Annotated in this window: 15 protein-coding genes; 8 read left to right on the top strand and 7 right to left on the bottom strand. The window is 64.9% G+C overall.

The window, feature by feature from the left end:
* Positions 1-5 precede the first annotated feature (5 nt).
* Positions 6-758 (bottom strand): SDR family NAD(P)-dependent oxidoreductase, encoded by a 753-nt coding sequence (locus AC1RR3_RS07215; protein WP_492820810.1) that lies wholly within the window; start codon positions 756-758, stop codon positions 6-8.
* A gap of 14 nt (positions 759-772) precedes the next feature.
* Entirely contained in the window at positions 773-1,414 is a 642-nt protein-coding gene (gene pdxH / locus AC1RR3_RS07210) for a pyridoxamine 5'-phosphate oxidase (RefSeq protein ID WP_492820808.1), read from the bottom strand.
* Positions 1,415-1,527: 113 nt separating this feature from the next.
* On the opposite strand from pdxH, the gene AC1RR3_RS07205 reads away from it, so the two are divergent.
* Positions 1,528-1,935 (top strand): RT0821/Lpp0805 family surface protein, encoded by a 408-nt coding sequence (locus AC1RR3_RS07205; RefSeq protein WP_492820806.1) that lies wholly within the window; start codon positions 1,528-1,530, stop codon positions 1,933-1,935.
* Positions 1,936-2,101: 166 nt separating this feature from the next.
* Positions 2,102-3,070 (top strand): DnaJ C-terminal domain-containing protein, encoded by a 969-nt coding sequence (locus tag AC1RR3_RS07200; RefSeq protein WP_492820804.1) that lies wholly within the window; start codon positions 2,102-2,104, stop codon positions 3,068-3,070.
* A gap of 317 nt (positions 3,071-3,387) precedes the next feature.
* Here the strand turns inward: AC1RR3_RS07200 and AC1RR3_RS07195 are convergent, their stop codons facing one another.
* Together AC1RR3_RS07195 and AC1RR3_RS07190 are read right to left on the bottom strand one after the other, a co-directional pair.
* Positions 3,388-4,161: an anti-sigma factor family protein gene (locus AC1RR3_RS07195; protein ID WP_492820802.1), complete on the bottom strand. Its 774-nt coding sequence runs from the start codon at positions 4,159-4,161 to the stop codon at positions 3,388-3,390.
* A gap of 106 nt (positions 4,162-4,267) precedes the next feature.
* Positions 4,268-4,756 carry a sigma-70 family RNA polymerase sigma factor gene (locus AC1RR3_RS07190; RefSeq protein ID WP_375310428.1) on the bottom strand — a complete coding sequence of 163 codons (489 nt, stop codon included), beginning with the start codon at positions 4,754-4,756 and terminating at the stop codon, positions 4,268-4,270.
* Positions 4,757-4,928: 172 nt separating this feature from the next.
* Here AC1RR3_RS07190 and fabI point away from each other — a divergent pair, with 172 nt between their 5' ends.
* The 6 genes from fabI to AC1RR3_RS07160 all read left to right on the top strand — a co-directional run bounded on the left by fabI (position 4,929) and on the right by AC1RR3_RS07160 (position 9,872).
* Positions 4,929-5,744, top strand: a complete 816-nt coding sequence (fabI, locus tag AC1RR3_RS07185; protein WP_492820800.1) for an enoyl-ACP reductase FabI — start codon at positions 4,929-4,931, stop codon at positions 5,742-5,744.
* Between the two features lie 12 nt (positions 5,745-5,756).
* Entirely contained in the window at positions 5,757-6,356 is a 600-nt protein-coding gene (locus AC1RR3_RS07180; protein ID WP_492820798.1) for a histidine phosphatase family protein, read from the top strand.
* 178 nt (positions 6,357-6,534) lie between these two features.
* Entirely contained in the window at positions 6,535-7,623 is a 1,089-nt protein-coding gene (aroC, locus tag AC1RR3_RS07175) for a chorismate synthase (RefSeq protein ID WP_492820796.1), read from the top strand.
* A gap of 124 nt (positions 7,624-7,747) precedes the next feature.
* Entirely contained in the window at positions 7,748-8,938 is a 1,191-nt protein-coding gene (locus AC1RR3_RS07170) for an adenylate/guanylate cyclase domain-containing protein (protein WP_492820794.1), read from the top strand.
* Positions 8,935-9,354 carry a hypothetical protein gene (locus AC1RR3_RS07165; RefSeq protein WP_492820792.1) on the top strand — a complete coding sequence of 140 codons (420 nt, stop codon included), beginning with the start codon at positions 8,935-8,937 and terminating at the stop codon, positions 9,352-9,354. The genes AC1RR3_RS07170 and AC1RR3_RS07165 overlap by 4 nt, the downstream gene beginning before the upstream one ends.
* Positions 9,355-9,377: 23 nt before the next feature.
* The gene (locus tag AC1RR3_RS07160) at positions 9,378-9,872 is read left to right on the top strand and encodes a GNAT family N-acetyltransferase (protein ID WP_492820790.1); all 495 of its coding nucleotides are present in this window, start codon (positions 9,378-9,380) and stop codon (positions 9,870-9,872) included.
* 2 nt (positions 9,873-9,874) lie between these two features.
* Here the strand turns inward: AC1RR3_RS07160 and AC1RR3_RS07155 are convergent, their stop codons facing one another.
* Genes AC1RR3_RS07155 through leuC form a run of 3 tightly spaced genes read right to left on the bottom strand, consistent with a single transcriptional unit; the run spans position 9,875 to position 13,276 of the window.
* Complete coding sequence (locus tag AC1RR3_RS07155; RefSeq protein WP_492820788.1) at positions 9,875-11,197, bottom strand: 2-hydroxycarboxylate transporter family protein; 1,323 nt, start codon at positions 11,195-11,197, stop codon at positions 9,875-9,877.
* Positions 11,198-11,252: 55 nt separating this feature from the next.
* A complete protein-coding gene (gene leuD / locus AC1RR3_RS07150) occupies positions 11,253-11,855 on the bottom strand; it encodes a 3-isopropylmalate dehydratase small subunit (protein ID WP_492820786.1) in 603 nt (200 codons plus the stop codon).
* Positions 11,852-13,276: a 3-isopropylmalate dehydratase large subunit gene (gene leuC / locus AC1RR3_RS07145; protein WP_492820784.1), complete on the bottom strand. Its 1,425-nt coding sequence runs from the start codon at positions 13,274-13,276 to the stop codon at positions 11,852-11,854. Before leuC ends, leuD begins: the two co-directional genes overlap by 4 nt.
* Positions 13,277-13,368: the final 92 nt, after the last annotated feature.

Below are 13,368 nucleotides of genomic sequence, written 5' to 3'. Positions count from 1 at the left end.
CTTGCCTACACGTGCTGGCCGCCGTTGATGTGGATCTCGGCACCGTTGACGTAGGAACTGGTGTCCGTGCACAGCACGTAGATGATCTTGGCGACCTCGTCGGGCGTGCCGAGCCGATGCAGCGGGATTTGCTGCTCGACGATCTTCTCGGTGCCCGGCGACAGGATCGAGGTATCGATCTCGCCCGGCGCGATCGCGTTGACGCGCACGCCGACGCGGCCGAAGTCGGAGGCCATTTCGCGCGTAAGCGAAGCCAATGCGGCCTTCGAGGTGGCGTAGGCGGCGCCGGCGAAGGGATGCACCCGCGAGCCCGCGATCGAGGTGACGTTCACGACCGAACCCTTGGCCGCCTTCAGCTCCTCGATCAGTCCGCGCGCGATCATGATCGGCGCGAAGAAGTTGACGTGGAAGACATGCGTCCAGGTGTCGAGGTCGGTGTCGACCGAGCCGAGCCTCGAGCCGCCCGGACCCTTCGGCGAGATCGCGGCGTTGTTGACCAGCGCATGCAGCATGCCGCCTTCGAGGCGGGCCCGGATGTCGGAGATCGCGCGCGTCGTGTCCTTGGGATCGGCGAGGTCGACCTGAATGTGGTCCTCGGGACCCGCATCCCACGGACAATCCTCCGGGAACGGATGCCGCGAGCAGGTGATGACACGCCAGCCCGCCGACGAGAAGCGGATCACGGTGGCATGGCCGATGCCGCGGCTGGCTCCGGTCAGGAGCAGCGTACGGCGCGGCGCATTGGACGACTGCGGCATGGACATCTTTCAGGTCAGGGGTACATCCGCGTCTTGGACCATGGCTGGCCCGCTGCGTCACGGCGAAATTCGATGCGGTCGTGCAGGCGGAACGGGCGGTCGTGCCAGAACTCGATACGCGAGGGCGTGATGCGCCAGCCGCTCCAGCCCGGCGGCCGCGGCACCTCGCCGATGACGTGCTTGGCCGCGACCTTTGCGATGGCTTGCTCGAAGGCGAAGCGGCTCTCCAGCTCCTGCGATTGCTTGCTGGCCCAGGCGCCGATCTGCGCCTGCTTCGGTCGCGTCGCGAAATAGGCGTCGGCTTCGGCGTCGGTCACCGGCGTCACGTTGCCGCGGACGCGGACCTGACGGCGCAGCGACTTCCAGTGAAAAAGTAACGCTGCCTTAGGATTTGCGGCGAGTTCGCGGCCCTTCTGGCTGGCGATGTGGCTGTAGAAGACAAAACCCTCGGTATCGAAGCCCTTCATCAGCACCATGCGCACATCAGGCAGCCCGTCGGGGTCGACGGTTGCGAGCGCCATGGCGTTCGGATCGTTTGGCTCGCTCTTGATCGCCTCGTTCAGCCAGGCCTCGAACAGCGCAAAGGGTTCGTCGGCGGCGGTGAAATCACCGGATGTTAAGGGTGTCTGGTGTTTCATCGAGGTCGTGTCGGTCATGTCTGGAGTCCGAGTTGCGTTCCGCGGCCCAAAACGCGTTGTTGTCCGCTACCGCCCTATATAGGGCATGGGGGCGCGTTGGCCTATCGGCGATCGGGCCGTCCAGCCTTGTCATGACGATCATTCTCATCGGGCTCGGCACCGGCGGTTGCAGCTTTTCCCGCAATGACAAGAATGCCTATGCCAAAGCCGACGATGCCGACCTCACCGGCTCGATCACGCGGCCGGCGAAGGAGGCAGCTCCAACCGAGACCGATCTTGCCTTCGCCCGCAACGCCGCCTCCGACGTGCTGAGCAAGGGCGACAAGGATTCCAGCCAGCACTGGGAGAATCCGGAGACCGGCGCGCGCGGCTCGGTAACGCCGATCGCGCAATCCTACGCCGCCGAGGACGGCCGCAAGTGCCGCGATTTCCTGGCGAGCTATGTCAACGGGAGCACCGAAAGCTGGCTCCAGGGCGCCGGCTGCCAAAGCAGTCGTGGCCGTTGGGAGATTCATACGCTAAAGCCGTGGCGGAGCTGAGCATGATCCGGGGAAGTGGGAACCGGTTTTCCGATAAGATCATGCTCCAAACGTAGAGAATCGGCCGGCGACCCTAGTTGCAAAAATGCCACTCACCCCCCACATCAAGCTCAAGTGGGGCGGGGAGCCCTTTGAACAATTTGATTCCTTGAAGGAGACGTGACGGATGCGCGACCCCTATGAGGTCTTGGGGGTGCCGCGGAGCGCCAACGCTGCCGCCATCAAGAGCGCCTATCGCAAGCTTGCCAAGAAGCACCATCCTGACAGCAACAAGGATGACCCGAAGGCTGCCGAGCGTTTCTCCGAGATCAATTCGGCGAACGAGATCATCGGCGACGAGGACAAGCGCAAGCAGTTCGACCGCGGCGAGATTGACGCCGACGGCAAGCCGCGCTTCCAGGGCTTTCCGGGCGGCGGCGGGCCGCGCGGCCGCGCGGGCGCGGGTCCCGGCGGGTTCGAGAGTTATACGTTCCGCTCCGGCGGCGGACCCGGCCAGGGCGGCGGCGCCTTCGAGGACATCCTCAACAGCATGTTCGGCGGCGGGGTGCGCGGCGCGCGGCCCGGCGCCGGCGGCGCCGGGCAGTTCGAATTCGACACCGGTGGGGTCGGGCTCGATCTCGACGTGAATGTCGCCATGAGTGTCTCGCTGGAAGAGTCGGCCAAGGGCGGCGAGAAGCGTGTCCGGCTACCGACCGGCAAGGAGCTCAACGTCAAGATTCCGGCCGGGGTCACCGAGGGCCAGCAGATCCGGCTGCGGGGGCAGGGCGAAAGTGCCCAGGGCCATCCGCCGGGCGATCTCCTGATCACCATCAGCATCGCGCCGCATCCGTTCTTCAAGATCGAGGGCGCGGATCTCAAGATCGACCTGCCGGTCACGCTCTACGAGGCGGTGCTCGGCGGCAAGGTTCGCGTGCCCACGCTCGGCAATGCGGTGGAGCTTTCGGTCCCGAAAAACACCTCCAGCGGGCGGACCTTCCGTCTCAAAGGTAAGGGCTTGCCGAAATCTGGCGGAACCGGGGATCTCTTCGTCACCATCAGGATTATGCTACCGGACGGGAACGACGCCGAGCTTGAAGCATTGATGGAAAAGTGGCGGGACCAGCACCCCTACAATCCACGTAGCGGGCTTGGTTAGGGCGAGATCGAACTGAAGGGGTTCTCCTAAGGTCTACGGCATCCTCTTTGCGGATGATGCTCATCATATGCCTGAGGCGTGGTAGCGCTTCATGTGCTCGACGTGTCGGCTGTCCGGCGGGGCAGCCGATAAAAAGGTGCGGCCTCGAGAGGGGGACCAGCGCGGTACCAAAAACCCCAATCGAGGCCGCCCGCGTCGATCGGCGGATCGAACGCTACTCATTTTCGCGTGATCATCCGGTGCGATAATGAGACGCGCCCATGTCTTGATTCCAAATTTTCAATGACGGAATCGAGGCACGGCGTTTGCGCGGTTGTTTAGCCGCCGTTTTTCTCTGCCTGGTCGTACACCGCCTGCGCCACCTTGGTCAGCCGGTCGCGGTCGTTGCCGCCGCCGCTGACGACGTAGCCGACGCCGCGCTCGGCCCAGAACAGCGCGCCGTCCTTGTCCGCCCTGGCGTAACGCATCTGCGTTGCCCCATTCTCGGTCTTGGCGGTGTAGATCGTGTACCGCTCGCCCGAGGCGCCCTCATACATCAGGAATGACGCAGGCCCGCTCGGCCCCGGCAAGAGCCGGCCGCCGACCAGCTTCAGCCCGCTGGCCTCCAGGTTTGGCGCGAAAACGGTCCAGCCGCAGCGCCTGGTCAGCCAGGCCTGGAGGTGATCGCGCTCGTTGCCGCCGACCTCGACGGGATGGCGGACCTCGACGACATAGAGGCGGTGGGCGTCGAGCGCATCCGTCGTAAAGCTCTGGAAGACCGAGGGCGCGTTGGCGGCGCCATGCGCCACCCAGCCGGCGGTGCCGCCGGCGACGAAAGCCACCAGCACAGCCGCAGCGGCGCCATAGAGCCATTGCCGGGGGCGGCGCTCCAGCCGTTCGAGCTCCAGCCGGGCCGGCACCGGCTCCTGGGCGACGGAATCGTAGCGCGCGTGCAGCATCTCGGCCATGGCGCGCCAGGACTGCACCCGCTCGGCATCCTCGGGGTGGGCAGACAGCCAGGCCTCGACGTCGGCACGGCGCTCGGCCGGCAGCTCGCCGTCGACATAGGCGTGCAACTCGTCTTCGGTGATGGGAATGTTGCGGTCGTTCATATCGATCGTCTCTGGCTCTGCGGCCCAAAAAAACTGACGCGGTTCAACTGCGCTGCTTCTCTCTCCGTGCAACGGACGCGGCACGCGCGATGCATCAATCCTGCCATCATTTCACCCGCCTGAGCGCCGGACGCTCACCCTCCAGCGAGGCTTTAACGTGGGCACGGGCGCGAGCCAGGCGCGACATCACGGTGCCGATCGGCACGCCCTGGATGTCGGCGACCTCGCGGTAGCTCATGCCCTCCAGCATCACCAGAAGCAGCACCGAGCGCTGCTCCTCGACCAGCGTTGCCAGCGCCCGCTCGATGTCGCGTCCTTCGGCTTCGGTCCCGCTGGCATCGGGGTTGTTCTCCGTCAGCTGCGTGAATTGCGGCCGCCTTGCCAGCGAGCGCCGCCGGTTCTTGTTGAGGTTGGTCAGGATCGTATAGAGCCAGCTCCTGACGTCGCCTCCGAGAAACAATCGCTCCGAACGCAGCGCCCGCACCAGCGTATCCTGCACCAGATCGTCGGCCGCATCTGCCTCGCGCGTGAGCGCGCGGGCGTAGCGGCGCAACGCCGGGATCATGGCTTCCACACTCTGGCGAAATGCGCTCATGCCGTCTTGATGTCCTGCCGTTCGGCGCAAGCGCCACAATCATCATAACACCCGAACGGAACGGCTATTCCAGCGCTCGAAACAGCGTTAACGCCGCGTATTAGGACTGTACCGCAGGGGAGGGCTGGTGTACCTCCAGACCTCAGAGAAAGCTCGACGGGACGTTACGAAAATGGCGCAGAATTCAGGTCTGATGCAGGGCAAGCGCGGGGTGATCCTCGGCCTTGCCAACAACCGCTCGATCGCCTGGGGCATCGCCAAGGCATGCCACGCGGCCGGCGCCGAGCTCGCCTTCACCTATCAGGGCGATGCGCTGAAGAAGCGCGTCGAGCCGCTCGCTGCCGAGATCGGCGGGCTCGTGCTCGGCCATTGCGACGTCACCGATGCTGCAACCATCGACGCCGCGTTCGCAGTGCTGCAGGAGAAGTGGGGCAAGATCGATTTCCTGGTGCACGCGATCGCCTATGGCGAGCAGCTCGACGGCCGCTACGTCGACACCACGCCGGAGAACTTTTCGAAGTCGATGCTGATCTCCTGCTACTCGTTCACGGCGGTGGCGCAGCGCGCCGAGAAGCTGATGACGGACGGCGGCTCGCTGATCACGCTCTCTTATTACGGCGCCGAGAAATGGATGCCGCATTACAACGTGATGGGCGTGGCGAAGGCGGCGCTGGAGGCCAGCGTGCGCTATCTCGCCGCCGATCTTGGCGAGAAGAATATCCGCGTCAATGCGATCTCGGCAGGCCCCATCAAGACGCTCGCCGCATCAGGCATCGGCGACTTCCGTTATATCCTGAAGTGGAACGAGAACAACGCGCCGCTGCGGCGCAACGTGTCCACGGAAGACGTCGGCGGCAGCGCGCTGTATCTGCTCTCCGACCTGTCGCGCGGCGTCACCGGCGAGGTGCATCACGTCGATTCCGGCTATCACGTGCTCGGCATGAAGCGGCCGGACGCGCCGGATATTTCGTTTGGTGGCAAGGACTGACGTTTACCTGGAATGCCCGCGCCCACGATCTACTACCTTCGCCATGGCGAGACCGAGTGGAATGCGCTCGGCAGGCTTCAGGGCACCAAGGACATTCCGCTGAACGCGCGCGGCCGCGCTCAGGCCGTGCAGGCCGGCGGGGTTTTGGCCGATCTCTTCAAGCGTGACGGCCGCGACAAGGAGGTGCTGCCTTACGTGTCGAGTCCGCTCGGCCGCGCGCGCATGACCATGGAACTCGCTCGCGGCAAGCTCGAACTACCGGTCGCCGACTACGCGCTCGATGATCGCTTGCGCGAGATCGGCTACGGCGTCTGGGAAGGGCTGACGCTCGCCGAGAGCGAGGCCGCCGATCCGGACGTCTACGCCAGGCGCCTCGCCGACAAATGGACGGTGGGCCCCGCAGGCGGGGAAACCTACGCCGATGTGCAGGTCCGCGTGCGCGCCTGGTACGACCAGCTCCGGACCGACACGGTCGCCGTCGCCCATGGCGGCACCTGCCGGGCCCTGATGGTTTCGCTTGGCCTGGAGACGCCGGCCAGTGCCGCCGAGCTCTATATCGAGCAAGGAGCCGTCTACGTGTTCCGTGAGGGACGGCTGGAGAAGTATAGTTAAGCCCACCCACCGTCATTCCGGGGCGCCCGAAGGGCGAACCCGGAATCTCGAGATTCCGGGTTCGATGCTTTGCACCGCCCCGGAATGACGGAACTAGGGTTGAATGCCACGCTCCTCGGCGCTACGACGTTGACATACAACGTTTATGTAAAGCGTCAGCGCTAGGCGGCAGTACGGCATGTCCTTCAACACCTTCGGCCACATGTTCCGCGTCACTACCTTCGGCGAGAGCCATGGGGTGGCGATCGGCTGCGTGGTCGATGGCTGCCCGCCCATGATCCCGCTGACCGAGGCCGACATCCAGCAGGACCTCGACCGCCGCCGTCCCGGCCAGTCGCGCTTCACCACCCAGCGCCAGGAGCCGGACCAGGTGAAGATTCTGTCGGGCGTGATGGCGCATCCGGAGACCGGCGTGCAGGTGACGACCGGTACGCCTATCAGCCTCCTGATCGAGAACACCGACCAGCGCTCGAAGGACTATTCCGAGATCAAGGACAAGTTTCGCCCCGGCCATGCCGACTTCACCTATGAGGCGAAGTACGGCCTGCGCGACTATCGCGGCGGCGGACGCTCCTCGGCGCGCGAGACTGCGACGCGGGTTGCCGCCGGCGCCATTGCGCGAAAGGTGCTGCCCGATGTGAAGGTGCGCGGCGCGCTGGTGCAGATGGGCCCGCACAAGATCGATCGCGACAAGTGGGACTGGGACGAGGTCGCCAACAATCCATTCTTCTGTCCGGACAAGGACAAGGCCGCGTTCTTCGAGACCTATCTCGACGGCATCCGCAAGAGCGGCTCCTCGATCGGCGCTGTCATTGAGGTCGTCGCCGAAGGCGTGCCGGCCGGCCTCGGCGCCCCGATCTACGCCAAGCTCGATTCTGATCTCGCGGGTGCGATGATGACCATCAACGCCGTGAAGGGCGTCGAGATCGGCGCCGGCTTTGGTGCGGCCGAGCTCACCGGCGAAGAGAACGCCGACGAGATGCGCACCGGCAACGATGGCACGCGCTTTTTGTCCAACCATGCCGGCGGCATTCTGGGCGGCATCTCCACCGGACAGCCGGTGGTGGTGCGCTTCGCGGTGAAGCCGACGTCGTCGATCCTCCAGCCGCGCCTGACGGTCGATCGCAACGGCGCCGACACCGAGATCTTCACCAAGGGCCGCCACGACCCCTGCGTCGGCATCCGCGCCGTCCCCGTCGGCGAAGCCATGATGGCCTGCGTGCTGGCCGATCATTTCATTCGGGATCGCGGGCAGGTCGGGCGATAGAGGCAGCGATGTATTCACCTCTCCCCTCCGGGAGAGGTGAATACATCGCGGATGACGCTTCGTGTCGCGGTACTAGCCCACCGCGCAGCTTGACGGCTCCACAACTTCGTCCGCAAATGCGGACATGCAAAACTCCGAGATCCAGCGCATCACCAACTGGCTGATCGACGGCGCGAGGTCGTCCGGGACCCCGTCGCAGATGATCGCGGAGGTCTGCGAGCATCTGGTCGCAGCCGGCCTGCCGCTGTGGCGGTTCGGCATTTTCATTCGCACGCTGCATCCGGAAATTTTTGGCCGCAATTTCATCTGGCGGGAGGGGCAGAAGGTCGAGATCGGTACCGTCGATTTCGAGATTCTCGAGACGCCAGAATTCGCCAGGAGCCCGCTTCGCATCGTGTTCGAGGAGGGACTGGAGGTCCGCGGACGAATGGACGATCCGGACAGCAAGCGGTTTCCGTTCCTCGACGACATGCGTGCCGAAGGCGTGACCGACTATTTCGCGGTGCCGATGCCCTATCTCGACGGCTCGATCCACGCGACGAGCTGGGTCACGCGGCGTCCCGGCGGTTTCAGCGATGGCGACATCAATGCGATCCGGACCCTCGTGGCGCCGCTTGCGCGCGTCAGCGAGATCATCAGCCTGCGCCGCACCGCCGAGATGCTGCTCGACACCTATGTCGGCAACCGCGCCGGCGCGCGCATCCTCGGCGGCCAGATCCGCCGCGGCCACAACGACACCATGCAGGCCGCGATCTGGCTGTCGGATCTGCGCGGCTTCACCGCGCTGTCGGACCGGCTGCCGGCCGAGACCGTGGTCGAGATCCTCAACCAGTATTTCGACTGCCAGGTCACCGCGATCCGGGGCCATGGCGGCGAGGTGCTGAAATTCATGGGCGACGGCCTGCTCGCGGTGTTCCCGATCGACGAGTATGTCGGCGATGCCGCGCATGTCTGCACGCGCGTGCTGGAAGCCGCACGCGAATCCCGCGCCAGCGTCGAGGCGCTCGCTTATCCCGTCGGCGAAATCGTCGAGCGCTTCCGCTTCGGCGTCGCACTCCATGTCGGCAACATCCTCTACGGCAATATCGGCGGCGGCAACCGGCTCGACTTCACCTGCATCGGTCCCGCCGTCAATCTCGCGGCGCGGCTGGAGAAGATCGCAGGGCGCCTGGGGCGGACCGTCGTGGCCTCGGAGGTCTTTGCAAAGGTCTGCCGTCACGACTGGCGCGATCTCGGCGATTTCCCGATCGCAGGTTTCTCCAAGGCGCAGCGCGTGTACGGGCTCGCGGAGGAAACGCCGATGGTGATGGCGTGAGCGTGAGAGGACGGCTCATCAAGCGCATTTTGATCGTGCTGGCCGTTCTGCTGGCCGGCTCTGCACTCGTCCACTGGGCCGGAGTTGCTTTCAGTCGCGCAATGATGAGCGCTGATCCCTATCCCGCTTTCATGGCCGAATATGATGCTGGTCGCTCCCGTTCCTATGAGGAGGCTAAGCGCGCGTTCTCTGATTTCGTCGCCAAGACGTTTCCGGTTGGCTCCGACGTCGGCAATGCGAACGCGCAGATCATCGAAGGTGGCTTCCAGGCGGAAATTCAGGCGTCGGAATCTTCCAGATTCACCTGGAAGCGCCATGCAGGTCCCTGTAGCGAGTGGTATTCGATCGTCGTGAAGGAGGGGCCCGATCGGCGGATTGCCAGCATTACCGGTCGGCTTCAGCCGATTTGCCTCTAACGTATCTGAGCAATGGGCCGCCTATGACCGTCGAATTCCGCCAGATCGAGGTCGCCGATACGGAGGCCTTTCGCGCCGCTGTTGATGTCGTTGCCCGCGAGCGCAAATACATTGCGCTTACGGAGGCGCCGCCGATCGAGCAGGTCCGCGCCTTCGTTGCACGCAATGTCGAGCGCGGCTATCCGCAGATCGTCGCGATTGTCGACGGCGTCGTAGTCGGATGGTGCAACGTGCCACCGGCGAGCCGCGCCGTGTCGGCGCATGTCGGCGATCTCTTCATGGGACTTCTGTCCGACTTCCGGGGCAAGGGTTTTGGCGAACTGCTGTTGCGGCAGGCCGTTCAGGCCGCGGATGTGTTTGGCTTCCGCCGCATCGAGCTTGGCGTGTTCGCGACTAACACCGCCGCGGCGGTGCTCTATCGCAAGGTCGGGTTTGTCGAGGAGGGCACCAAGCGGATGGCGATCCTCCTCGACGGCCTCTATCACGACGAGATCATCATGGCGCGTCTCAGGGGCTAGCCTCAGTACGCGATCTTCATCGCCAAAGTCGCGATCACGATCATGATGGCGCCGCCGACGCGGGTGGCGATCTGGGCGAAGGCCATCAAGCCCATGCGATCCGCGGCGCCGAGAATGGCGACGTCGCCGGTGCCGCCGAGCCCGGAATGACAGGCGGTCACGATGGCGGCCTCGACCGGATACATGTTCAGCCATTTGCCGACGAAGAAGCCCGACGCCACCATCGCCAGCACCGTCGTGGTGCAGACCGCGATGTAGCCGGGGTTGAAGGAGGCGACGAGCTGCTGCCACGACACCAGCAGCGTTCCCATCGCCACCAGGATCGCGAAGGTGAGGTTGGTCGACATGAATTTGTTGATCTGGTAGGCGCCAAGCTCCATGTCCGCCGGCAGCAGCTTTGTCAGCTTGAGCGCGACCGCCGAGACGATCATCAGGATCGGGCCGGGGATGCCGGTATAGGGCGCGAGCACCATGCCGAGCACGAACAGCACGCAGGACAGCACGATGCCGGCACCCAGTAGCCCGAGATCGATCGGATGATCGGTTCGCGCGGGACCGAGGATGTCGTCGTCGCCGGTCTTGACCAGGACGCCCTGGCCGTTGAGGTCACGCCGCTTTTCGCCGAGGCGAGCGAGAAGTCCGGCCGCGACGATGGCGACGACGTTGCCGAGCAGGGCGGCGGGCACCATCTGCGCCACGAGCTCGGCCTGCGGCCGGTGCAGCATTTCCGCATAGGCGATCGACAGCGGCAGCACGCCTTCGGCAAGGCCCCCGCCGATGATCGGGATGATCACGAAGAAGAACGTCTCCTTCGGGCTGTGACCAAACAACAGTCCGACCGTGATGCCGCCGGCAATGGCACAGAGCGTGCCGACCAGCAGCGGCACGAACATCCTGATGAAGCCTTGCACCAGGACGCGGTGGGGCATGCCGAGGATCGAGCCCGCGACGAGGCAGGCGATGAAGAAGTACTGGAAGTTTGCGGTGCGGAAGGTCGTCGTGATCGCCTTCAGTGCCGTCTCGGGCATCAGGCCGTAGCTGACCAGTGCGGCCGGCACGAACAGGCACAGGATGGCGGTGCCGCCGATCCGATTCAGCACCGGAACGGTCTGGCCGAGCTTGCCGAGCAGGAAGCCGAGCAGCATCAGCACCGAGAGCCCGCCGATCACGTCGTTCGGGAGCTTTCCGGTGTAGATCGCGGCCGCGCAAACGAGTGCGGCGGCAAGATAGACCGTGATCGGCAGCGGGCCGATTTTGAGCGCGGCGAGCCTGGACGACGGAGCGGGCTGCGCCGCGTCGTCAAGCTTCATGGTCGTGTCGGTCAAGATGGCCTCCCTTTGTGGTTTTATGTTCGTTTGTCGTCTGGTCCGCGCGCAGCACCTAGAACCAGGGATTGTCCGCCCTGTGCCGCGCCTCGAAGGCGCGGATGTCGTCGGCAAAGACGAGCGTCGAGCTGATCGCGTCGCGTCCGGTGAGGAACGCTTCCTTCCGCGCTGGCTCGATCGGGAAGGGCACGGTGCCCCCGCCGTCGATGCGGATGGTCTGCTGCTCGAGATCGATGGTGAGCCAGTTGCTCGCAGGATTGGCGATGATGTCGGCGAGCGTGCTGACCGTGGCAGCGTCGAGGCTGACCGTCAGCAGGCCGTTATTGGCGCAATTGTCGTTGAAGATCCCGGCAAATGTCGTGCCGATCAGGGCGCGGATGCCGAGCTGCTGGAGCCCCCAGACCGCATGCTCGCGGCTCGAGCCGCAGCCGAAATTGGGACCGACGACGAGAAAGCAGGCGTCGCGATAGCCGTCCATGTTCAAGATGAATTCGCGATTGGGCTTGCCAGCGTTGAACCGCAGCAGGTTGAACGCCCCCTCGCCGAGGCCACTGCGATCGACACCCTTCAGGAACATCTTTGGCATGATCACGTCGGTGTCGATATTGGGCGTCGTCATCGGCGCGGCGGCGCCGGAGACCCGATGGAATGGCATCATTGGACGTCTCCTCCGATCAGGGTGCGCACGTCGGTGATGTGGCCGGTGACCGCGGCGGCCGCGACCATCGCGGGGCTCATCAGATGCGTGCGCGCACCGGGTCCCTGACGGCCCTCGAAGTTGCGATTGGTCGAGGAGGCCGAGCGCTGGCCCGGCGCCAGCACGTCGTCGTTCATCGCAAGGCACATCGAGCAGCCGGATTGCCGCCACTCCACGCCCGCATCGATCAGGATTTGCGCGATCCCTTCCGCCTCGGCCTGCGCGCGGACCTGGGTCGATCCCGGCACCACGATGGCGCGAACGCCCGTTGCGACGTGGCGGCCCCTGAAGATTTTGGCTGCGTCGCGCAAATCCTCGATGCGTGAGTTGGTGCAGGAGCCGATGAAGGCGAAATCGATCGGCACCGACTGGATCGGCGTTCCCGGTTCGAGCCCCATATAGGCGAGCGCACGCATGGCAGCCGTCTTGCGGTCTGCGGCCGCATTGCTGTCGGGATCAGGAATGCGGTCGGTCACGGCGATCGCCTGGTCCGGGCTCGTGCCCCAGGTCACCAGCGGTGCCACGTTGCCGGCATCGATCGTCATCTCGCGGTCGAACCGTGCATTCGGATCGGAGCGCAGCTGCAACCAAGCCGCGGCGGCGCGGTCCCACATCTTGTCTTTCGGCGCGCGGGGCCGGCCCTTGAGATAATCGAGCACCTTCTGATCCGGCGTGATGACGACGCCACGCGCACCGGCCTCGACGATCATGATCGACATCACGATCCGTGCCTCGACGCTCATCTGGGTCACGGCGGGGCCGGCGAATTCCACGGCATAGCCGGCGGCCCCGTCCGCGCCGATGCGCCGGATGATCTCCATGACGATGTCCTTCGACGTGACGCCGAGCGGCGGCTGTCCGGTCACGTTGATGCGCATCGTCTTCAACCGGCGATAACGCACCGTCGAGGTCGCCAGATAGTGCTCGATGTCGGAGGTGCCGATGCCGTAACCGAGCGCGCCGAACGCGCCGTAAGCAGTAGTATGGCTGTCGCCGGCGGCGATCACCATGCCCGGCATCACCAGCCCCTGCTCGGGCGCGACGACATGCTCGATGCCCTGGCGCGGATCCAGGATGTCGAAATATTCGATGCCGAAATCACGGGCGTTGTCGGCGAAATAGTCGACCTGCCGTGCGGCATCGATGTCCGGCATCTGCCGCGTGCGCTGTGCTGCGGTCGGATTGACATGGTCGACGACCATGAGAGCCGCGGACGGATTCCACACCTTCCGCCCCGCCGCGCGCAGGCCGGCAAAGGCCTGCGGGCTGGTATATTCATTCAGGACGGTGCGATCGACATAGAGCAGCACGAGCCCGTCGTCGTCGAGCTTGCGCACCACATGCGCGTCGATGAGCTTGTCGTAGAGCGTGCGCCCGGACATTCCGCCTCCCAAAAGAAATCTCGCTTTCCCTGAGGGTGCAGGCCGGGCTTCTGGAAATCCAATGTCACCTCATGATATGATTATGCAGAATT

The sequence above is a fragment of the Bradyrhizobium sp. GW821-FHT13H05 genome, from assembly GCF_058804065.1.
Note: the sequence above shows the minus strand (reverse complement) of the source record. Positions and strands in the feature narration are given on the sequence as shown.